The sequence below is a fragment of the Microcoleus sp. Aus8_D2 genome (genome assembly GCF_036702665.1).
In the GTDB taxonomy this organism is placed as follows: Bacteria; Cyanobacteriota; Cyanobacteriia; order Cyanobacteriales; family Microcoleaceae; genus Microcoleus.
On the sequence record NZ_JAUBUN010000006.1, the window covers coordinates 46,256 to 68,429 of the forward strand.

Annotated in this window: 13 protein-coding genes and 1 tRNA gene; 7 read left to right on the forward strand and 7 right to left on the reverse strand. The window is 47.5% G+C overall.

Going from position 1 to position 22,174, the window contains the following annotated elements; all coding sequences use genetic code 11:
* Nucleotides 1-20: 20 nt before the first annotated feature.
* Nucleotides 21-3,230, reverse strand: a complete 3,210-nt coding sequence (locus tag QUB64_RS06685; RefSeq protein WP_333267038.1) for an EAL domain-containing protein — start codon at nt 3,228-3,230, stop codon at nt 21-23.
* A gap of 792 nt (nt 3,231-4,022) precedes the next feature.
* Here QUB64_RS06685 and QUB64_RS06690 point away from each other — a divergent pair.
* On the forward strand, nt 4,023-4,337 hold the full coding sequence (locus QUB64_RS06690; RefSeq protein ID WP_333267381.1) for a transposase: 315 nt from the start codon (nt 4,023-4,025) through the stop codon (nt 4,335-4,337).
* Between the two features lie 173 nt (nt 4,338-4,510).
* On the opposite strand, the gene QUB64_RS06695 is transcribed toward QUB64_RS06690, so the two are convergent.
* Nucleotides 4,511-7,849 (reverse strand): PAS domain-containing sensor histidine kinase, encoded by a 3,339-nt coding sequence (locus tag QUB64_RS06695; RefSeq protein WP_333267040.1) that lies wholly within the window; start codon nt 7,847-7,849, stop codon nt 4,511-4,513.
* 164 nt (nt 7,850-8,013) lie between these two features.
* On the opposite strand from QUB64_RS06695, the gene QUB64_RS06700 reads away from it, so the two are divergent.
* From QUB64_RS06700 to QUB64_RS06725, 6 genes are all read left to right on the forward strand, one after another.
* Entirely contained in the window at nt 8,014-8,310 is a 297-nt protein-coding gene (locus QUB64_RS06700) for a hypothetical protein (protein WP_333267042.1), read from the forward strand.
* A gap of 333 nt (nt 8,311-8,643) precedes the next feature.
* Nucleotides 8,644-10,146: an Asp-tRNA(Asn)/Glu-tRNA(Gln) amidotransferase subunit GatB gene (gene gatB / locus QUB64_RS06705; protein WP_333267044.1), complete on the forward strand. Its 1,503-nt coding sequence runs from the start codon at nt 8,644-8,646 to the stop codon at nt 10,144-10,146.
* Nucleotides 10,147-10,999: 853 nt separating this feature from the next.
* Complete coding sequence (locus QUB64_RS06710; RefSeq protein ID WP_333267046.1) at nt 11,000-12,166, forward strand: pentapeptide repeat-containing protein; 1,167 nt, start codon at nt 11,000-11,002, stop codon at nt 12,164-12,166.
* A 39-nt stretch (nt 12,167-12,205) separates the two neighbouring features.
* On the forward strand, nt 12,206-12,793 hold the full coding sequence (locus QUB64_RS06715; RefSeq protein WP_333267048.1) for a Uma2 family endonuclease: 588 nt from the start codon (nt 12,206-12,208) through the stop codon (nt 12,791-12,793).
* A gap of 97 nt (nt 12,794-12,890) precedes the next feature.
* The gene (locus QUB64_RS06720) at nt 12,891-13,529 is read left to right on the forward strand and encodes a Uma2 family endonuclease (protein ID WP_333267050.1); all 639 of its coding nucleotides are present in this window, start codon (nt 12,891-12,893) and stop codon (nt 13,527-13,529) included.
* A gap of 84 nt (nt 13,530-13,613) precedes the next feature.
* Nucleotides 13,614-14,864 (forward strand): pentapeptide repeat-containing protein, encoded by a 1,251-nt coding sequence (locus QUB64_RS06725; protein WP_333267052.1) that lies wholly within the window; start codon nt 13,614-13,616, stop codon nt 14,862-14,864.
* A gap of 206 nt (nt 14,865-15,070) precedes the next feature.
* Here the strand turns inward: QUB64_RS06725 and dpdE are convergent, their stop codons facing one another.
* The 5 genes from dpdE to QUB64_RS06750 all read right to left on the reverse strand — a co-directional run.
* Nucleotides 15,071-18,406 carry a protein DpdE gene (gene dpdE, locus QUB64_RS06730; RefSeq protein WP_333267054.1) on the reverse strand — a complete coding sequence of 1,112 codons (3,336 nt, stop codon included), beginning with the start codon at nt 18,404-18,406 and terminating at the stop codon, nt 15,071-15,073.
* 203 nt (nt 18,407-18,609) lie between these two features.
* A complete protein-coding gene (locus tag QUB64_RS06735) occupies nt 18,610-19,266 on the reverse strand; it encodes a glutathione S-transferase (RefSeq protein WP_333267056.1) in 657 nt (218 codons plus the stop codon).
* A 277-nt stretch (nt 19,267-19,543) separates the two neighbouring features.
* Nucleotides 19,544-20,491 carry an oxygen-dependent tRNA uridine(34) hydroxylase TrhO gene (gene trhO, locus QUB64_RS06740; RefSeq protein WP_333267058.1) on the reverse strand — a complete coding sequence of 316 codons (948 nt, stop codon included), beginning with the start codon at nt 20,489-20,491 and terminating at the stop codon, nt 19,544-19,546.
* 54 nt (nt 20,492-20,545) lie between these two features.
* Nucleotides 20,546-20,617, reverse strand: a tRNA-Gly gene (locus QUB64_RS06745).
* A gap of 333 nt (nt 20,618-20,950) precedes the next feature.
* Nucleotides 20,951-22,174: calcium-binding protein (locus QUB64_RS06750; protein WP_369124797.1), on the reverse strand; the 1,224-nt coding region annotated here is incomplete at its 5' end.

Genomic DNA, 22,174 nt, shown 5'->3' on the forward strand with positions numbered 1-22,174 from the left:
GCACAAAGTGCAGTGTTTTTTTAACTGCTTTTCTCTAACAGACTAAATGCGAGCAAATTCTGATTTTCTGCTTGCTGTCGGATTAGGGCTGCTGCTGTTTGAGAGTCTACTGGCTTTGAGAAAAAGAATCCCTGGGCGAACTCGCATTTTAATCCTTTGAGTATCGATAGTTGCGAGGCTTCTTCGACTCCTTCGGCTACTACGTCCATGCCTAAATTGTGCGACAAACTAACGATCGATCGCACAATTTCTGTGGGGTCGATGCCTCCTTTGCCGAGGTCGAAGTCGCCTCCCATCCTGCTGACAAAAGAGCGGTCTATTTTTAAGGTATTGGTGGGGAAGCGGTGCAGGTAGGAGAGGGATGAATAGCCGGTGCCGAAGTCGTCGATGCACAAGTGTATGTTTCGGGCTCTTAGCTGTACCAGCATTGCTGTTACTGATTCGGAATTTTCTATGAGTACGCTTTCGGTAATTTCTAGTTTTAAACTGCTGCCGTCGAGGTGACTTTCTTCGAGAACTCGATCGATATATTCGATTAAATCTGGCTGAGAAAACTGTTTGACTGACAGGTTGACGCTGACGCTCAAGGGCGAGTTGTTTTGAACTAGCTGCTGCCACTGGCGGATTTGCTGGCAAGCTGTGCGCAGTACCCAGCGGCCCAGCGGTACGATCAATCCGGTTTCTTCGGCTATGGGAATAAATTCGTTGGGCGAAACTAAGCCTCGTTCTGGATGCTGCCACCGCACAAGAGCCTCAAAACCGATAATTATGTTATTGGCGATCGACATAATCGGTTGGTAGTGAATGATAAACTGGGGTGTTGGGGATAAGGGAGGTAAGGCTGATGGGGCTGATTGGGGAGAGTCTTCTTCTCTGGCTGGGTCTCTAATAGATTCGATCGCCCGCCGCAGGTCGTTTTCTAGCTGCAACAGCTTCAAAGCATGGGCGTGCATGGAACTGTTAAAAACTTCGTGTCGATCTCTACCGAGTTCTTTGGCGCGGTACATGGCTGTGTCGGCATCGCGCAGCAGGCTGGTCGGTTCCAGGTATTCGCCAGAACTCAAAGCAATGCCGATGCTGGCGGTGATAAATACTTCGTGTCCGTCTAGCAGGATGGGGGAGGTAATTTTCTTTTGCAGGCGGTTGACAATGTTGGTAGCTTCGTTGACGCCGCCGATGTCTTCGAGCAACAGCACGAACTCGTCTCCTCCGAGGCGGGCGACTGTATCTCCGGCCCTCAGACAAGTTTCCAGACGCCGCGCGATCGCAACTAGCAGTTGATCGCCGATCGCGTGGCCGAGAGAATCGTTGACTACTTTAAATCGATCTAAATCGAGAAACAGGACGGCAAACAAGTAGTCTTTGCGCCGTTTTGCCAGCCTCAGAGCGTGTTCCAGCCGATCGGTAAATAGCGATCGGTTGGGCAATCCGGTGAGGGCATCGTGAAAAGCGTCGTGCAGCAGTTGTTCCTCGGCGAGTTTGCGCTGAGTGATGTCGTGACAGTTGATCACGATGCCTTTGACTGCGGGATCGTGCAGTAAGTTGGTGGCTACTGCTTCTACATAACACCAGGAACCGTTGCGGTGGCGGACTCGGTACTCAACTGGGGACTGGCTTCTTTTGGGGTTTTCAATGGTTTTGTGGAGGGTTTGGGCGATCGCCGCGCAGTCGTCGGGGTGAACTGTCCCTAGGGCGCTGCGCCCGATCGTCTGGTGGGGCGCGTATCCTAAAATTCGCTTGACGGAAGGGCTGATGTAGCGGAATATGCCCTCGCCGTCGAGAATGATCGTGATGTCTGTGGCGTTTTCAATCAGCGAGCGAAATCGCTGTTCGCTTTGTCTGAGGGCTGATTCTGCCTGTTTGCGTCCGCTGATGTCAAGGGCTACTCCGTCTACAATTATGTCGCCGTTTTCGTTTTTGGAAAATCTGGCGCTGTCTTGCACCCACTTGACCTCCCCAGAGTTGAGAACGATCCGGTACTGGCGATCGCAGGGCAACAGACTGGCACTCGATGCTGCTACGCTGCTGTCAAACGAGCTTTTGTCGTCTGGATGGATGATTTCGGTCAACTGTTGGGGGCGCGCCATTACTTCTTCTGGTGCGATCCCTGTAACTTCGCGCACGCCCGGACTGATGTAGGGCATGGAGGTGGTGCCGTCTGGATGCAGCACGGCGCGGTAGACTGAGCCGGGAATGTTGGCTGCCATTGTGGCTAGCTGCTGCTGGATGCCGCGCACTTCTGCTTCGGCGCGCTTGCGTTCTGCGAGTTCGGTTTGGGCTTGTTGGTAGAGTTCGGCTTGGTGGATCGCGATCGCGCATTGATCCGCGATCGCTTTGAGTAGCGACAGTTCTTCGGCGCTCCAAGAGCGATCGCGATCGCACTGGTAGATGCTAATTCCTCCCAAAAATGACTGCTGGTAGAGCAGCGGTGCGATCGTGACGGCGCGGAACCCTATAAACTCTGCTGATGCTTGCAGGGACGGGCACAGAGTCGATAACTCTTCGATGACGAGGGTTTCTCCTGCCGCGAGGGAGGTTCGGTAGTGTTCTGAAAATTCGCAATTTAGCCCGATCAGTCCTTGTTTGTCTGCGGATGAGCTGATGTAGCGAACGATGATGCCGCCTTCAGTATCGGGCTGCAAGATCGCGCAGCCGCTGATTGCGAGAGCTTCGTGCAGTTGGTCTGCGGTGGTTTGCAGCACTTCGTCGAGTACAAGGGTGAAGCGCATGGCTTGGACGATGCGGTTAACGATCGCCTCACGACTTGCTTGGCGCTGAATTTGGGCGATCGCGAATTGTTGCTGGCGGCGCATTTTGTATTCTTGGAGCGATCGTTCTAAGACTGTTGGCAACCTAAACAGCCGCCCTTTTAATACATAATCGGTCATTCCGGCTTTGATGCACTCAACTGCCGCTTCTTCTCCCAAACTTCCCGTTACTAAAATAAATGGTATGTTGTGCCCTAATTCCTGCATTAATTTCAACACTTCTAAACCGTTGAAGCCTGGGAGGCGGTAATCTGACAGCACAGCGTCGTACTGGCAATTCTCGAGCAGTTGTCTGCACTCTGTTGCTGTTTCGGCAGTGTCGTACTTAAAATTTACTCCCCCCGCTTCTAAGGCGAGCGCTATTAATTCCATATCTTCTGCCATATCTTCGACAATCAACAAGTTTAATGTTGATTCTGCTACCATTTTTAGTAGATAGTTGGTCTGATTTCGCTCTAGCATACGGTATTTGGGAGTCTTTAATTGGTTGTTTGTGTTGTTCCTAACTGGCATTTTTTAGATGGAGTTTTAATTGAACGTCGGAATTTTTAGTTATTTTTAGCAAATTTAATTATACTGTTACGACATTTATTTAGCACGTGCAACCGAGGGCTGGCAGAACCGACTATAACTTATTTAAGTGTATAATAGTGGGAAATTCTGAATTTAAAACTACCATACTGGTAACTTACAGGGAAAACCTGGTCAGCGGAAAGCTGTGACTTTAGTCCGCTCGATGAAAGCGACGGCTCGACACTTCGGCTACACTCTGCTACCTCGCTCGACTGAGCGTAGTCGAAGTCCGAACGTCTCAAAGGACTCTCAGTCGAGCGAGTGCTCATGAGTCTTGTACTAGGTGTGATACGATCGTCATAAGTTGTTGAAAATTGAGTATAACTAGACAACGTAAAAACTTAACTGGATTGTTGATTGCTCCCGTCACACCGATAGGTGTTGCCGTCTAGGAAAACTCGCATTAGAACAAAAACTGAACTAGATCGAGAAGATTAATCAAGTACGGTAGGGCATACCGGAACTTCGGTTCGGCTCCGCTCACGCCCGCGAAGTCGAGGTGAACGCTTGTGCAGAGATGACCTCTACTGATGCTGCTTACGCAAAGTAAGCCATTTGCTACTAATTCCTGGAATATAGTTGCAAAGTCTGGTAGCCTGTCAAAAAGCACAAGTAACTGCCATGACTCGTTAAATGGTCAAGAAGGGTAAGCGTCGTCTGGCTACGAAAACAGCTAGAGCAATGGTCACACTAAGCCATTATAAATTCAAGCAAACGTTGAAGCATCAAGCATCCAAATACGGTTGTGTTGTAGTAGACGTAACAGAAGAATATACTTCTAAGACCTGTTCAAAGTGCGGTCATATTCACCAAAAACTGGGAGGCAACAAGCATTTTACTTGTCCCGACTGTGGTCACAAATTAGATCGTGACTTAAATGGCGCTTTTAATATCCTGTGGAAAGCTTTGAGAGATACCTCTTTGACTGGAATTCTTGACGATTTCCAAATCTTACCATACTCAGTAACCTTGGATTGCCAGGAATTACCGGGTTAAATGTATCTGGATAAATCCTGTATCAGCAATTTGCCTCTACGAATCAAGAATCGAGGGTGTCTTTAGACCCGAGAGTGTCAAGAATCTAGATTACCAGAAAAAATCGGTTTAAAGCCCGCCCGCCCGATCCGGAGAAATTAAAAGAAGACGATTCATTACTCCAATCCTCGGACTTAAGGGTAGAGGTCGCCCTCCGAGGTCCCAGGTCCCAGGTCCCAGGTCAACTGAACGTTTGAGATGATCTGCCCTAGTTTAAAGTAAAACGTGGCTCCTTGACTAGGTATACTTTCTGCCCAAATCGTGCCGCCGTGGCGGTGAATAATCCGCCCGACGATCGCCAAACCGATGCCCGTACCTTCAAATTCTCTCTGGGAGTGCAGTCTCACAAATGCTCCAAACAGTCGATCGGCATATTCTGAAGGAAAACCCACGCCGTTATCCTTGACAAAAATCGTTCCATCAGGTAAGCAATCAATAACTATTGTAGCCGGAGTGCGTCCGCGACTGAACTTGACGGCGTTGCTAATCAAGTTGCTAAACACCTGTTGGAGCAAGGTGGGATCTCCCGTCACCACCGGCAAATTTCCGACTGCAAATTCAACGCTGTCGGGAGTTGGGCCCCGATCTCCGGCTGTTCGGGGTTTAGTCAATTTAATCGCAGTTTGCACCAAACGGGTGAGATCGATCGGAATGTGCGTTAACTCGGTGCGGCCCACCCGCGAAAGATCGAGCAAACCGTCAATCAACAAGCTCATTTTTTGGCTGCTGTCCTCAATTACTTCCATGTAGTGAACAATTTTATGATCGTTCAAGGCCTCAGTTGATTCTAACCGCTGTTTCAAAGCATTAACAAAACCTGAAATATGGCGCAAAGGAGCGCGGAGATCGTGGGAAACAGAATAGCAAAAAGATTCTAATTCTTGATTGGCAGCCTGTAATTGCTCACTGCGTTGCGACAAAGCTTGTTTCGTCTCAACCAACTCAGTGATATCGCGAGAAGTGCCAATTAAAGCATAAACCTCGCCGGCGAGATTTCTCAGGGGAATTTTAAAAGTATCGAAGTAAGTAGTTTTGCGCTCGGACAAAACATATTTTTCCTGCAAGTGTAGAGTTTCGCCTGATTCAAATACCAGCAAGTTTTCCTGCACAAATTTTGTGGCTAGTTCAGGGGGAAAACATTCATACACAGTTTTGCCCTGCATTTCTTTTCTGCTGTTGAAACCTGCCATTGTTGCCAAAGGTTTATTGACAAAAGGCTGGCGCATATCTTCGCGTTCTACCACAAAAATGCGATCGGGCAAAGCATCAAAAAAAGTCTCTAGTTCGGCAGTACGCTGGGCGACTTGAGCTTCTAAAGTTTCGTTGAGCTGTTTGAGTTCTGCCTCGGCTCGCTTGCGATCGCTAATATCTTGACCGATGCCGATACATCTGCCGTCTGAGAGACGAATATTTGCCCAAGTAGTGTCCAGAATTCGACCATCTCTAACTGTTGTTTTGAAGTCTTCCCAGTTCTCAGTTGCTGCTTTAATTTGAGCGATAACGTATTGGCGGTATTCTGGCTGCGGATAACATTCGGTAAAGATATCGTGGTTTTTGATATCTGCAAAACTCCAGCCCAGCACTTTTTCCCAGTAGCGATTTACCCACTCTATTTCACCGCTATTACCCAAGAATGACAGCATGATCGGCACGTTGTCGAAGATTGTTTGCAGCACTTCTTTTTGCTGTTTTAAGGCTGATTCGGCTTGTTTGCGTTGCGTAGCTGCTGCCACGGCATCGCTGATGTCGAGTACGGAACCGATGATCTGTTTTATTTGTCCCTCTGGGGTTCTTTTAAAGATTGTCGAGCGATCGTGAACCCAGCGCCATTCCCCGTTTTTGTGTTTGATCCTGTAGTCGATTTCCTGGATTTCGTGGGGGTTGGTGCTGTTTTCCAGCCGCTGCATACCTGCAATTAACGTGGACATATCCTCGGGGTGAACCAAGGTAGAGATAGCTTCTGAACCCAACTCTTGCAATTCTTCAGGACTGTAGCCGAGCATGGCAGTAACTGCTGCATTTGCATAGATATTTTGCTGTGCTTCTGTGTCGTAAATATACAAAAAGTTGGGGAGGGTTTTAATGATGCTTTCTAAAAATTCTTGATGTTTTTGCAGTTCCGATTGGGCTTGTTTGCGGTGTGTCAAGTCTAGCACAAAACTTACCCCAAATTCCTGCGTTCCTTCTAAAAATGCAGCGCCGAGCAGCACCGGAACGCGACTCCCGTCCGAGCAGATGTATTCTTTTTCATAGGGCGTAGCTATGCTAGTAGCTGCTAGTTCTGCAAGTGTTTCTTTGTCTTGGCTGCCGTATTCGGGCGGTGTCATTTCTTTCCAGCTAACTTTTCCTGAGATCAGGTCTTCTCGCGTATATTTTACGGTGTTCAAAAAGGCATCATTAGCGTCTGCAATGTTGCCGTTGATGTTCCAAAATGCTATGCCGATGATGTTAGAATCGACGAGGCGCCTAAATTTAGCCTCGCTTTGGCGCAACAGAGCTTCGACTTGTTTGATTTCTGTGATGTCGCGGGCGATCGCTAAAACTGTTTCTACTGAATTGTCCTCAGCAAATTCGGGAATAATTCGACAGTGGTAATATTTTGTGCCGCTGGGAGTTGGATAGTCAAATTCTATAGTTTCTGGTTTACCTGTGCCGAAAACTTTGGGGAAGGCTGCGTTTAACTGGTTGCACAAGTGCGGCGATAGTCTCAATTCTTGGGTAGTTTTGCCGATAAATTGTGCTGCGGGTTTTCCGGTAACAGCTTCGACTGCTTGGTTGATGTAAAGGTAGCGCAGTTCTCGATCGAACCGCGCTATGATATCGGTGGCATTTTCGGCGCTCGCCCTGAATGCCTGTTCGCGCCGGTGCAGTTCTTCTTGAGTACGGTGGTGTTCGGTTATGTCTCTGGCAAAAGAGAGAATTGAAACTACTTTGCCCTCTGCATCGATTAGTGCAGAATTGTACCATTCGCAGTGAATTACCGAGCCATCTTTAGTATAGTTGCGGTTGCGGCAAACGTTGCGGGATTCTTGGCCGTGCAAGAGTTGATTTGTGACGGCGCACACTTGCTCGAAGTCGAATTCATGAACTATTGACCATTCGTGCCAGTATTTGCCGATTACTTCTGCTGCACTCCAGCCAAATATTTGTTCTGCCATTGGCGACCACCGCACTACCCGAAATTCCCTGTCCCACTCTATAACTGCCATTGGCGAGTTTTCTAGGTGAAATTCCTGTCGCGAGTTGGCTTGTTTTATTTTGGTTTGAAGTTGCTGGCGCAGTTGTTTGGCGTTTGCGAAGCGCTGGCTGATTTCCTGTGCGTTTGCGGAGCCTGCTTTGACTATCTGATCGATGATTTCTGCTGTTTGTTTTTCGAGTTCGTTCCAAGCGAGTTCGAGGGCTGATTCCGCCTGCTCTAGCTCAGTGATGCTGTTCTGAAACAGTGCGGCACTTTCAACTGTAATTTCCGGCATATTTTTGACAGTTAGACAAGTGTTACTTTTAGAATTAAAAATTAATTTTTAAGAATTAAAAATATGTACTTTCTGGTTAAATTATACATTTTTAATTATTAATTTCTGCGCGGCTCGGGTCGTTGGATGGGGGCGGCGCTATTAAAGCCTTCCCGTTCAAGGGTTTGGCGTGCAGCAGATCGGCAATTGCGGTCGATCGCCCCAAAACTCTCCTGGGCAAGCGTGGGGGCGAGATCGGCGCTAAGTATATTCTCGCACAGGATTGTTGTTTGGGGACGATCGAAAAGATACCGACGGAACTCGGGGTGTCGGGCGCTCGCCAATCTGTAGCAGGGCGTTGGGTGTGCCGATCGCCACCAGATGAGCGCGGCGCTCCACAAGCAAGCAATCAGGTGAATTATTCGCCGCAAGTTGCCCAAATGGCCGCTCAATCTTTTTTGGGGAGCATCCCGATTTGGTAAAAAGTGTTTTTTACGAGTGCGTCCAGCTCGCTTGCCTAGATCTCAATACGCGATTGTTAAGGCCGATCGCCCTGGACAAGGGGGGGACAAGAGCCTCAAAGTCTTCCAGATACCCCAGGCGCCCCCTAAAAAAGGGGACAAGAGCCTCAAAGTGAGTCTTTTTTAGGGGGATGCGAGGGAGATGGAGACTAGGGGATCGGCGAGATTTGTGAGGGGTTTCAGTCTGGTTGACACCCATGAAATTGTCCCTACCCGACAAATAATCTCAAGTCGGTTTCGTCAATAAACAGCTAAAATATAATCTTAAAGTTATTCAGTCTTTATAGGTCGCTTATGACTGCTGCTGCACCCTCTTCGATAAAAAACCAAACTCAGTACGAAGCTGTTATCGGTCTCGAAACTCACTGTCAATTGAGTACGAATACTAAAATTTTCTCCAGTTCTTCTACAGAATTTGGCAATGCTCCAAATACTAACATTGACCCCATTTGTATGGGAATGCCTGGAGTGTTGCCAGTATTAAATCAAAAAGTGCTGGAGTATGCAGTGAAAGCAGGGCTAGCTCTTAACTGCGAAATCGCACCTTACAGTAAGTTTGACCGCAAGCAATATTTCTATCCCGATTTGCCAAAAAATTATCAAATTTCTCAGTTCGATTTGCCGATCGCTACTAACGGTTGGCTAGAAATTGAACTGGTGGACGAGACGGGAAATTCTACTAGAAAAAAAATCGGCATCACTCGCTTACACATGGAGGAAGATGCAGGGAAATTGGTTCACGGCGGCAGCGATCGCCTCAACGGTTCTACCTATTCAATGGTAGATTACAACCGCGCCGGCGTGCCTTTAATCGAAATTGTTTCGGAACCGGATTTGCGAACGGGCGCGGAAGCTGCCGAATACGGTCAAGAATTGCGCCGGATCGTGCGCTACATCGGTGTTGGCGACGGGAATATGCAGGAAGGTTCGCTTAGATGCGACGTGAATATTTCGGTGCGCCCCGTTGGCCGCCAAGAGTTCGGCACTAAGGTGGAAATTAAAAACATGAACTCTTTTAATGCGATCGAACGGGCGATCGATTACGAGATCGAGCGCCAAATTCAAGCGATCGAAAATGGCGAAACCATCGTCCAAGAAACGCGGCTTTGGGATGAAAACAAGCAGTGTACTTTCAGTATGCGGGTTAAGGAAGGTGCGAGCGATTACCGCTATTTCCCGGAACCGGATTTGCCTCCGATCGAAGTTTCGGCAGATCAACTGCACGATTGGAAAGCTCAACTGCCGGAATTGCCGGCCCAAAAGCGATACCGCTACGAAACTCAACTCGCTCTTTCTCCCTACGACGCGCGGGTGTTGACTGACGACAAAGCGGTGGCGGAGTATTTTGAAAAAGCGATCGCTGCCGGTGCTGTGGCTAAACAAGCTGCGAATTGGGTGATGGGCGATATCACTGCTTATCTGAAAAATGAGAAACTGGCGATCGCAGAAATTCCGTTTCAACCGCAGGATTTGGCCGAATTGCTGGCGCTAATTGATGCTGGCACGATCAGCGGCAAAATCGCTAAGGATATTTTGCCGGAGTTGCTCTCGGGCGGCGGTTCGCCTCAGAAGTTCGTTGAGAGTAAGGGTTTGATTCAAATTTCGGATACTGGGGCGATCGATCGGGCAATTGATGCTGTGTTGGCCGCCAATCCCAAGGAGCTCGAACAGTACCGGGCTGGCAAAACTAAACTGCTGGGCTTTTTCGTCGGCAAGGTGATGAAGGAGACAGGTGGCCGGGCCGATCCCAAATTGACCAACGAGCTGCTGGCAGCCAAGCTTAACGGCCCAGCCTAAGCAGCCGTTAAGGGTTTTTTTGTAGCGGACGCGAGCGGCGGGCGATCGGTTTTTCCTGAGTCCGCTGCGCGATCGCCCTTCCCGCTTCATGATAACTTTACACTTAAGTCTACATTTCTTGACAATATCTTCACATTTAGGGGTGTCACCCCTCATTCCCCTCGTGTTATATTGTGTTATGTAGATGCACCCTGATGGCAGGGAGAGTTACTTCCGTAGCTCTCTCTTTTTTTTGTCTTTTTTTTGTGGAGCACGGACGTAAAAATACCGACGAGTGGTTTCTCCGTGGAAAAATACCGAATTTGGGAACCGCGAAGACGCTAAGGACACAAAGGAATAGAAAATAAGAAGCAGTTCAGTTGACCTGGGACAGTTGACCTGGGACAGCACTTTACCTGGAAGTCCGAGGATTGGAGCAACGAACAGCCTGATTTTAATTTCTCCCTACAAGGGCTTCGCTTTAAACCAATTCTTTCTGGTAATCTTCAGGCCGGAAGGTTTAAATCTTTGGGCTAACTCTACTTTTTCATCAAAACCTGACAAAATGGGTTTTGCCCCTCATTCTCAATATGTTATATTATGTTACTAAGATGCACCCTGATGGTTGGGAGAGTTACTTCGGTGACTCTCCTTTTTTTTGTCAGAATTGGGGAGAGGGGGAGATTGCCAGAAGGGGAGATTGCCAGAGGGGAGAGGGAGAGGGGGAGATTGGGAGATTGGTGAGAGTTGGCCATACCGATTACCGATTACCGATTACCGATTACTGATTACCGATTACCAATTACCGATTACCGATTACCGATTGCCAATTACCGATTAATATCAACTTCAGTTATTAAATAAATTTGACAGTATGAGCGAACAAGCTAGCGAGCTAATCAAGCAAGGGATTTTGCAATATCAGGCGCACCAATTTGAGGCGGCGCTGAATTCTTGGCAGGAAGCCCTGACGCTGTATCGCTCAATGGACGATAAGCGCCGATCGGGTGCAGCGCTAGGTAATATGGGCGTGGCTTACGAGGCGCTCTTGAATTACGATCGCGCGATCGACTGTTATCAGCAGCATTTGGTGTTAGCGCGGGAAATTGGCGATCGCCGGGGCGAGGCGAATGCTTTGGGAAATCTGGGTAATGCTTGCTGTGCCCTTGAGGATTTTTCTGGTGCTATTGATTACCAGCAGAAGCGTTTGGCGATCGCGCGAGAGACTGGCGACTTTCGCGGAGAGTTGGAAGCTTTGGGCAATTTGGCCCTGGCTTGCGATGCTAATGGAAATTTGCCCGGTGCGATCGAGTGTTATCAGCAGCAATTGTCGATCGCGCGCGCCCACAAGGACGATCGCGTTGAGCGCAGTGCTCTCAAGAGTTTGAAGCTGGCTTACAAGTATTTAGCCGATTACGAGAAAGCCGACGAGTACCGACAGCAGCAATTGGCGATCGTGCGGGAACTGTTTTTAACCGATAAACATCATGATTTTATCCAACTTGCAGAAACAGTTGGTTTGAATCCAGTCGAAGATTTTGCCGGAGCTGATTTAAGGAATTTTGACTTGAACTACGCTGATTTGAACGGTGCGGATTTGCGCGAAACCAACCTCCAAGGTGCAGATTTGACCTTGGCGGATCTCAGCGGTGCTTTGCTGAGCGCTGCTATTTTAATTGATGCTACTTTGTGCAATGCTAATTTGCGGGATGCTGAGCTCAGCAGCGCGAATTTGAGCGGTGCAGATTTGCGAACCAAGTTGCCGAGGGCAAATTTAACCGGTGCAAATTTAACCGGGGCTAATTTGAGCAGTGCTTATTTACCGAATGCAATTTTAGTTAATGCGAATTTGACAAACACTGATTTCAAAAATGCTGACTTGAGCGGTGTTGATTTGAGCGGTGCCAATTTAAACGGTGCAGATTTGAGTCGCGCTGATTTAAAAAATGTGGTGGTTGAGAATGCGAGGTTTGTTGGTTGTTTGGGGATTTCGGAAGCGGTCAAAGTTGAATTGAGGACGCGGGGCGGGATTTTTGAGTAGAATGGGAATGTTGGTAATGGTAGAGGGGAATTAAAAACTATGACTGCCGTAACTGCAAAACGATTCTCGATCGCCGAATATCACCGTTTGGCAGAACTGGGTTTTTTTGAGTCCGATAACCGATTTGAATTGATTCGCGGACAAATTATCAAAATGGCTGCAAAAGGTACGTTTCACTCTGTTTGCAACTCGCTCTTGCTTAAAAAATTGTACCCACTGCTGGAAGAACGAGCGATCGTGCGCGGTCAAGACCCAATTATCTTGTCTGATGATAGCGAACCTGAGCCTGATGTGGTGATTGCCCGCAATCGCTCTGATAATTATTTATCTTCTCACCCTCTAGCTGCTGATATTTTATTGGTAATTGAGGTTTCTGATTCTACTTTGAAATACGACAGGATAACCAAGTTATCTCTCTATGCTGAATCGGGAATTTCTGATTATTGGATATTTAATTTGGTAGATATTCAACTGGAAATGCACAGCGAACCTTATCAGAAACAAACAGGTGGTTTCGATTATCGAGTCAAACGAGTGGTTTTGCGGAATGAGGTTGTGGTAATTCCAGGTTTCCCAGATTTGTCTCTCGATTTATCTGCGGTATTTCCGGCGCAGATGGGTGAGTGAAGGTGAGGAGTGCGTAGGCGCAAGCCGGGGCGTAGCCATCGCCCGGATTGATGGTATAATCCAAAAGTGCGATCTAACTACTCAGCAAAATACCGCTATGACCGCTGAAAATCTCACCTCGCCAACCCAAAACATCCAGCTATCGGGTATCACTTGGCAAACCTACGAAACCTTGGTCGCCGAATTCAGTCACCTGCCACTGCGACTGAAATACAATGGTGGCAATCTAGAGATTCTGGAACCTTCTCCAGAACACCAATTTTACCAAACAATAATCGGTAGATTTGTTGAAACCCTCGCTGAAGAATTGGGACTGAACATTGCAGCCGTCGGTTCCACAACTTTCAAGCGTCCAGAACTCAGCATTGCAGAACCAAATGAATGTTTTTACATCCAGAATTTATGTGCAATTAAAGGCCAAACAAGCATCGACACGAATGAAAATCCGCCACCAGATTTAGTAGTGGAACTCGATCTCACGAGTTTTTGGGAAAATAGCTTGCAAGTTTATGCCGATGTCGGCGTACCGGAAGTTTGGATTTATAACGGGGAACGGCTGATTATCAACAAATTAGAAAAGACAGAATACTTTTCGTGCGATCGCAGTTTAGCATTCCCCACTGTACATATTTTAGAAATTGTCGAGTTTTTGCACCAGGCGGAAACAATGGATTATTTAGAATTAGTTAAAGCATTTCGGAATGGGGTCAAAAGCGAAATACTACCAACCAATTAACTTGCGATTGGCGCCGATCACCAACTACTAAAAAAAATCATAATCATAACCAATAAAAACTTGCCAACTTGTGATAAATTAGAAATGAAGCACTCGTCAAAAACTCCATCACAGTCTGGCAGAGCCAGCACTTCTACCGATATGCGATCGCTAGAGTCTCACAACAAATACCCAGATTGCTTGTGGATGCAACTAGAAGCAATTCCAGTACCATCGGTTGCAGCCCAAACCCAGCAGCTCGACATTCACTTGAGCCTCAATTTTAACGAGCATTGGGAACCGCTGCTGGGCGGCCGCGTCAAATTTGGTCTCCAAGGCGGAACGCTCAAGCTAAATCTGGAAAACTGCGAAATTCCCCTAGCATCGCGTCAGTTAGTCGGAGATTTCAAGCTGTCGCCAATCGAAAGCAGTAAAGGAATTTCGTCAACCGAAAGTCAGGGGGAAGTCCGAGACAGCGAAAATTCGGAAAATACTAAGGAAACTGACTGCACGTTTTGTCATGTTTCCACAATCGGGGACGATACAAAGCCCGTTTGGATTTTTTCATTAGAACGGGGAAAACCCGTATTAAAAGGTTTGCTCACAAGTGTTAAACTGGGAGAGTTTGTCGCGAAACCATTGCGGATTGCAGCGAGTTTTGAAATTGCGAAAGAAGATATTTATTTAACAGATGCTGAGGGTTTGTGGCCGCACGATATTACGCCAAATCAACATTCGGTTTTAGAAAGAATCTTGACTGTATATTTGCAAGGAAATAAACTGCAACCTGCTCTCAGTTGGGCGCTATTATCCTATGATTTGCCTCCGGTGGAACCGCCAGAGGTGGAAATTGTCGCGCAGGATGAAGCCCAATTGCAGCAAATAGTCGATCGTATTATAGCCGCTGAAACCGACGATTTTACACAACTGGCAAAAATCGCCAATCTCAATCCCGCACAGGATTTCGCGGGTGGTAGCTTGCGCGGGACGAGTTTAAGTGCAGTGGATTTTAGCAGCGCAAATCTCCCGGCGGCAAATTTCCGGGGTGCAAACTTAAACGATGCCGATTTCAGCGACGCCAACCTGCAAAACGCCAAATTCGGCGGTGCAGATTTGAGCGGCGCTTTCTTAGGAAATGCCGATTTGAGCGGCGCAGATTTGTACCGCGCCAGTCTGGCTTTAGCAAACCTCAGCGGTGCGGATTTGAGCGGCGCAAATCTGCTCGAAGTTAACTTAACAAACGCTAATTTTAGCGGTGCGAATGTTAAGTCAGCCAGGTTTGGGAATAACTCGGGACTTGCGGATGATGTGAAGCTGAATTTACAGCAGCGGGGAGCAATTTTTGAGGAGGTTTAGATGATAGTACAGGCTTTCTGAACAGTGGGGTGCAGTCTCTCCAACAACATTAATGATGGTAGAGGAAAGACTGCGTATTCTTTTCGATTTATGTCAAATCCGGCTGTACCGGAATGATTAAACCGCAGAGGCCGCAGAGGACACAGAGGGAGAGAATAGAGAAATGAATCATTCCGGTGAAGAGCAGATTTGATATTATAGCTAAATTATGCCTCATCCTCCGATTTCACAGGAGCACGGCCAGAAATCACAATAAATCCCACCGATTCCAGGGTCAACTGCGGGCGGCGAATTCCCGCTAAAACCGCTTGACTCAACAAACTTTCGGTACTAATTTCATCAGCCAAAACCGATGCTAAAAGTTGTTCCGATTGAGAAAGTCGATTCAAGCGCAATTGCAATTGATTCACCCGGTTTTCGAGTTGAACAGCAGCACTGACAGCGGAACTATTGCACATTTCCACAAAAGCCTCACGCCCGCGCAGCAATTCCTCCGATACCACCCGCCCCTTTTGACAAAAATCATCCCAATCCAGGGAATCCACAAAATTGTCAATCAGCGAAGTGCGATTTTTAGACAAATTGTAATCCCGATTCGGCCCGCCTTTCCCCTTATAAGCCCGCTGCAAAATCGCCAAAAGTTCCGCATTTTCCACCAGAGACATCTGCTCGCTGCGAGCATCTACAAACACAGTTTCAAAAGTTGGGAGAAACAGAGCATCAGCCCGCCGCTGCAAAGCTTTTAAGTTGTAATTTTCGATGTTTTGTGCTTGCAAAATTTGCTCAGCAGGCTGCACATCAGTCTGGATTGAATAATTAAATTGGAAGCCGAACCATTCCTTCCCTTCCGCAGCGTCCCAACTTTCATCGTGGCGCCACATCGCAAAAGCTTGACCCCGATCGTCCCAGCGAACATAAGCGCCCAGTGCATCAATTAATCCCTCTCCTGTTCGGTAAAGAACGACATCTGTATTCTGATGAGCAATGCGCCGATTGTAGCTACCATACTGCTGACAATACGGAACCAATCGAGTTGTCAAATCCTTCGAGGGAATCAAGGTTTTTTGAGTAGGTTGATAGCGCATCAACCCCGATATACTCGGATGTTCGATTTGTTTGAAGTGGAGAGCTTGACACAGCCAACCTTCTGTCGCCCGCTGCATTTCTTTATGGCGAGCATCGCAGTTATCGAGGGATTCAAAATACTGAGATGCGCTGTCATCGAGAATATCAATTTCATCTAGAACGTACTGTTCGTCTATTTTGATTTTCTCTTGTTCGATTTCAGTTTGAATCGATTCAAGTTCGCTGGATAAGCCCTTTGCTCCCTCAGCAAACAACTTTTCTTCAAGCTCGATCAGTTTTTGATCGGCATAAAACTGAAGGCTAGCAATAGATTTGTTGAAGATATCAAACCCGTCTTTTAAAACTTGAAACCAAGCTTCGTGGGGACTATCGGGCAGATCTGGGCCTGCAAACAAACAAAATTGTACTCCCATTTTGCTGCCAATGCGATCGACTCTGCCGAGTCTTTGTTCTAACTGGTTGGGAAACCAGGGTAAATCGAAGTGAATCAACCAATCTGTCAATTGCAGGTTGACGCCTGTTTCAGCCGATCGATCGCAAACTAAGATAAAACAGTGCGGTTCAGTCTTAAACCGATGGAGACTCGCCTCAACATCATCCGCAGACTTGCTCGTGTCATGGCTGGCGATCGCCTTTTTACCAAAGATTTTAGCTAAATTTTCGGCAATCTCTTGACAAGTCACCGTAAAACTGGTGAAAATCACAATTTTCGGGAAACGCTCGCCCGGAATCGGCCGTTTAATTTGCTGCTGAATTCTGGAGAGCAAATCGCGAGGATTGCTGTGATACTCGCGCGGAACCTTCAAAGCAACTGCCAAAAATCGCAAAATTGCGATTCGTAACAAACCCGGTCGATCGAACCCTTCCTGGGGCTTTGCGACAGTGTTGAGCAAGGTTTCGAGCATTGCCCTTTCTTCTGGAAACAGTGCAATTCTGGTCAAAATTGCGGTGTCGCTTTGTCCGAATTCGCGATCGAGCTCTGGACTGGATTTTTTCTGCAAACGAGCTTTTACAACCCGTTCCAAAACATTCAGCCAAGTACCAGAAGCGCGGAAAAACAGCAGAAAAATTCTCTGATATTCCCTGGATTTGGGAGCAGCAGCGCGCCATTTATCGAGTATAGTTTGAATTTCTGACCACTGTTCGTCATTCAAATCGTACTCGGCTTTGGGGACAGCATCGCGATCGAAAATCACATCTTCCACCGCATCCCGGCGATTGCGGAGCATTCGGCGGTGCAGGCGGTAGGTATCGCTAACATGAGTGCGAATAGTTCGGACAAGGCGAGATTGTTCTGTAGTTTCTGCGGTTTTAAAACAAGTTTCTAACTCATTTGCTAATCCGATTAAATAATCATCTTTGGCAAACAAATTGCGGAGTTGATCGAGTTTTGTTTCCCAAACAGAAGTCTGTGCTGTTTCTCGGAAATCCAGCAAGGCGCGCCCGATTTCCTGACGGTTTTGCACCTGTTCTTTGAAACTTTCCAAATCATCAAGACGGTAAGTTGTCGGATCTAACAAGTGCAGCATTGTTAGAAAATCTTGCTCGCGGCCGAGAACTGGCGTTGCAGATAATAACAATAAGTTTTTGCTTTTGTGAGCTAGTTTCTGGCAGAGTTGAAAGGATTGTTGCTGATTGCGATCGCTCGATTTGGCCATTGCTGCGAGCTCGTGCGCTTCATCAACAATCAGAAAATCTAGGTTAGCATTGCGGCTAATTTGATTGATTTCGCTAAGAGCAACAAGCTGCACTCTATCAGCAAAATGAGACAAATAGAATTTATTTTCTAACTCTTGTCGCCACTGTTCCAGCAAATATTTGGGAACGATTACCACAGCACGTCCGTTAGCATCGTCGAGCAGAAATTGGCGGAGAATTGTGCCGGCTTCTACTGTTTTGCCGAGTCCTGCTTCATCTGCCAATAAATAGCGTACAATTGGGTCTTCTAGGACGCGCCGCACGACTTCAACTTGGTGCGGGTACAGGTCTATGTTCGCAGAAATTAGCCCGGTCATACCGCGGCTGACGGCGCGCTGTTCGATCGCAGATTGGACAAATGCCAAGCGGCGATCGTGAAAATACGGCGTTTCTTGGCCTTTGACTGCTAAAATGTCGATCGGATCGGCGATCGGGATATTGCAGCGAACGTAAAGCTCGGCTTCGACAGCTTGCAAACTTTGGCTGTCGGGGAGGTCAATTTCGTACTCTAACTTATCTTCGTCCCAGTCATAAACTCGACCAATTATCCATCTTTCCTGAGTTGTACTCCAGAGATAGCAGCGGGTTTGGCGCTGAAGTCTGGCTTCTTGTAGCAAACCGAGGGGTACAGTTTTGCGGATGCGGTTTTTTACTGAGCAAAAATATTCAACTATGGCGTCTGGGTGGGATACCTCGACGACTTTTCCGATTCCCATATCGTTTTTGGGCGATCGAACTAATGAACCAACATCAATCATAATTTTAGCCTGACAATATCTATTAGAATACACTAACGCCTGAGGGACTAGAATAACATTGGTTCGATCGTGAGGACTTTACTCCTCTCTTTTCTGCGGACTCGCATTCCTCACGATCGAACCACAAGGTTCGATCGTGAGGACTTTACTCCTCTCTTTTCTGCGGACTCGCATTCCTCACGATCAAACAGCTTGATAGGTAATTAAGATCGCCCAAAAATAACGCCTGCATTCCCCGATTCCCATTTCGGGTATTTCTGCATCACACAGGCGTAAATTTCCGAGTCTGTGAAGGCTGTTAACCAAGCTTGTAGGGGAATCCAGGGCTGTTCGTTGAACCAAATTTTATCGGTATGGGCGAATTGACGGACAAAAGGTGCGATCGCCATATCAGCCAATGCTACATTATTACCAAACAAATATTTGTTCATGCTTAGCTGTGCATTGAGTTTGTCTAGATATACAGAACCTTCTGATCGATGCACTTGGGAATCAACACCAGTATAACGTTCGGGATATTTATAACGGTCGAGATGATATTTAAATTTATCATCAAATTGAGCAATTAGTGCTAGCATTTCTGCAACATAACCTTGCTCAGGAATCAACCATTTTTCAGGATCGTGTTGTTCCAATGCCCACAACATGATATCAATACTTTGATCTAGTACGCGCCCGTCAACATCAATCAATATCGGTACCGTACCTTTTGCAGATACATCCAACATTTCCTGTGGTTTGTCTCGCAAAACAACTTCCCGCAACTCACACGCGCGATTGCTAACCATTAGCGCCAAGCGTGCGCGCATAGCATAGGGACAGCGACGGAATGAATATAAAATTGGATATATTGTTGACATATAGTCCTTAGTCAGTAGTCAGTAGTCATGAGTCAGTAGTCCTTAGTCAGTAGTCCTTAGTCGTCAGGAAGAAGGAAGAATGAAGGCTTTAGAGTCAGAAACCGGGTTTCTTGCTAGATTTCATGTCGCCCAACCAGAGTTTTCAGAGAAACCCGGTTTCTTGGAGAAACGCGCTAATATTACAGGAGTCAGAAACCGGGTTTCTTTCTAGATTTCACGTCACCCAACCAGAGTTTTCAGAGAAACCCGGTTTCTTTCAGCTTAGTGCTAATACTAATTAATCGATCGCACCCTCGAATTTTTCCTTAGCATCATAGCACGCGCCCATATGTACTTGGTTGCGACGCTTAGCAAGCTCAATCTGATGCTGCCGCTCTAATAAGGCTTGTTTTTTAGCTTCGGTTTTCGAGTCATGACAATGAGGACAACTCACGCCCAGCACAAAAAATTCAGAAGCCTTATCTTCCTGACTAATCGGATGGCGACAACCGCGACAAAGTTCATAGTTACCAGGTTTTAGATCGTGAACAACAGAAACCCGTTCATCAAAGACAAAACATTCACCTTCCCAACGACTTTCTGCTTCCGGAACCGTTTCCAAATATTTTAAAATCCCGCCTTCCAGATGATAGACTTCCTGAAAACCTTGCGATCGCAAAAAAGCAGTAGATTTTTCGCAGCGAATGCCACCCGTGCAAAACATTGCCACCTTGGGTTTATCGCGCAAAGCAGTTTCTTGCTGCACCCATTCAGGTAACTCGGAAAAGCTTTTGGTTTTGGGATTGATAGCGCCTGCAAAAGTACCCATAGATACTTCGTAGTCGTTACGCACATCAACTATGACAACATCAGGATCGTCAAGCAATTGATTCCACTCATCGGGCTTGACATATTTGCCAGCCATGAGAGATGGATTAATATCGGGTATGCCCATCGTGACGATTTCGCGTTTTAAGCGGATTTTCAGGCGGTAAAACGGTGCTTTTTCGGAAAAAGATTCTTTGTGAACCAAATCAGCAAAACGCGCGTCACTACGCAAGAATGCGAGCACTGCGCGCACGCCCTCCGACGAACCGGCGATCGTGCCATTGATGCCTTCGGCTGCTAACAAGATGGTGCCTTTGACGTTGTTGCGATCGCAACAATCGATTAGCGGTGCTTTTAGGTCGGCAAAATCGGATAGTTCAACGAACTTATATAATGCAGCGGTTAAGAAATTAGCCATAGATCGAATTGATAGCACTAATTGATTTTCATATTTATATGAAAATTCAGTCAAAGCGGACGGTGGGACTCGAACCCACGACGTTCAGCATGGGAAGCTGACATTCTACCACTGAATTACGCCCGCGCTTAGTCTGTTTTACTGGCTTTTACTTTTTAGGGATTGCGGTAAACAATGACTAGATAAACATTATACGACGATTTTCGGATTTTTAGTCAATGATTTTGAGAATGAATTTTTGGGGGTTGTCGATCGCCCATCCAGACAAAATTAGTAGGGTTCGTCAGTCTCGATCGCCGGAATTTTTCGTACAAACCTGAGAACTGACGCACCCTACAGATTCTACTCTTGAGTCGGCGTCCGGCGGACATCGTTTGTGTCGTCGCGGTTTCAACCGCCGAGGCTATTGGAGAAACGATCGATCGGGCGATCGATCGCCCGATCGATCGCCCTCAACGCTTAAACGAAGCGCAAAGAGCTGCTATCAAGGCTCAGGGAAGAAACAGATTGGACGATCGCAATCAATTCATCCGCAGCCGGAGTCTTCTTGAAAATAGCCGTTCCAGCGGGCAATCCAGCGGGAGAAGCGCCTAGCACGTAGGTGCTGGGAGCGCCTTGAAGTTGGATGAGATCTTGACTGGGGTTGTAGCCGACAATCAAAGCGTAGTCGGCTGCGCCAGTGCTGCTATCGATGCCATCGTTGTAGTAGAACTTGACTGCATCTCCCAGCAAGAAGGTATCGTTACCATCCGCGCCAATCAGCGTATCTATTTCGCCGCGGCCGGGATTAGCAGCGGTAATGTCAGCACCAACCAAGAAGTCGTTACCCCGATCGCCATTGAGGAGATCGTTGCCGCCGCCACCAAAAATAACGTCATCACCTTTGCCTCCTGATGCGGTATCTTGGCCGTCGCCCCCAACAAGGGTGTCGTTGCCACGATTGCCAAACAGGCTATCGTTGCCGCTGTTGCCAAATAGGGCGTCGTCGCCTTTGCCTCCGAAGAATGTGTCGTTACCGCTATTGCCTACCAAGGAATCGTTTCCGCCATTGCCAAACAGGAGATTGTTACTGGCGGTGCTAGCTAGAATGTCGTCGCGATTGCTGCCCTGGGTAGAAGGCCGTGAGCCGCTTGGCGTGGGTGTAGGCGTGGCTGTGGGTGCGATCGGCAGTGCGATCGACAGATCCGGCGACGGATTGAAAACGGGTGCAGGTGTGGTTGTGCCTGTGACTAACGTTGTGGTTGTACCCGTGACTAACGTTGTGGTTGTACCTGTGACTAACGTTGTGGTTGTACCCGTGACTAACGTTGTGGTTGTGCCGGTTGTTGGTGTGGGTGGTGTGGGCGTTGTTTCCGGTGTAGGCGTTGTAGGTATTCTTCTCGGTATTGGGGTTGGTGTTGTTGGGGTTGGTGTTGTTGGGGTTGGTGTTGTTGGGGTTGGTGTTGTTGGGGTTGGTGTTGTTGGCGTTGGCGTTGTTGGCGCCGTAGCGTCAGTGAGATTAGCAGCAAGGATCGCAGTACCAGAGAGGTTGTTAATGGTTTCGATAAAGCCAGCACCTGCGACAGTCGGCGATGCACCGAAGAAGTCTAAAATCACCACGTCATCCGTAGCCCGGGTGATTCCGTCTTTGTTGAGGTCAACTACCAGGCTTGTACCTTGTCGCCCTAATCCCAGAGTTCCTGT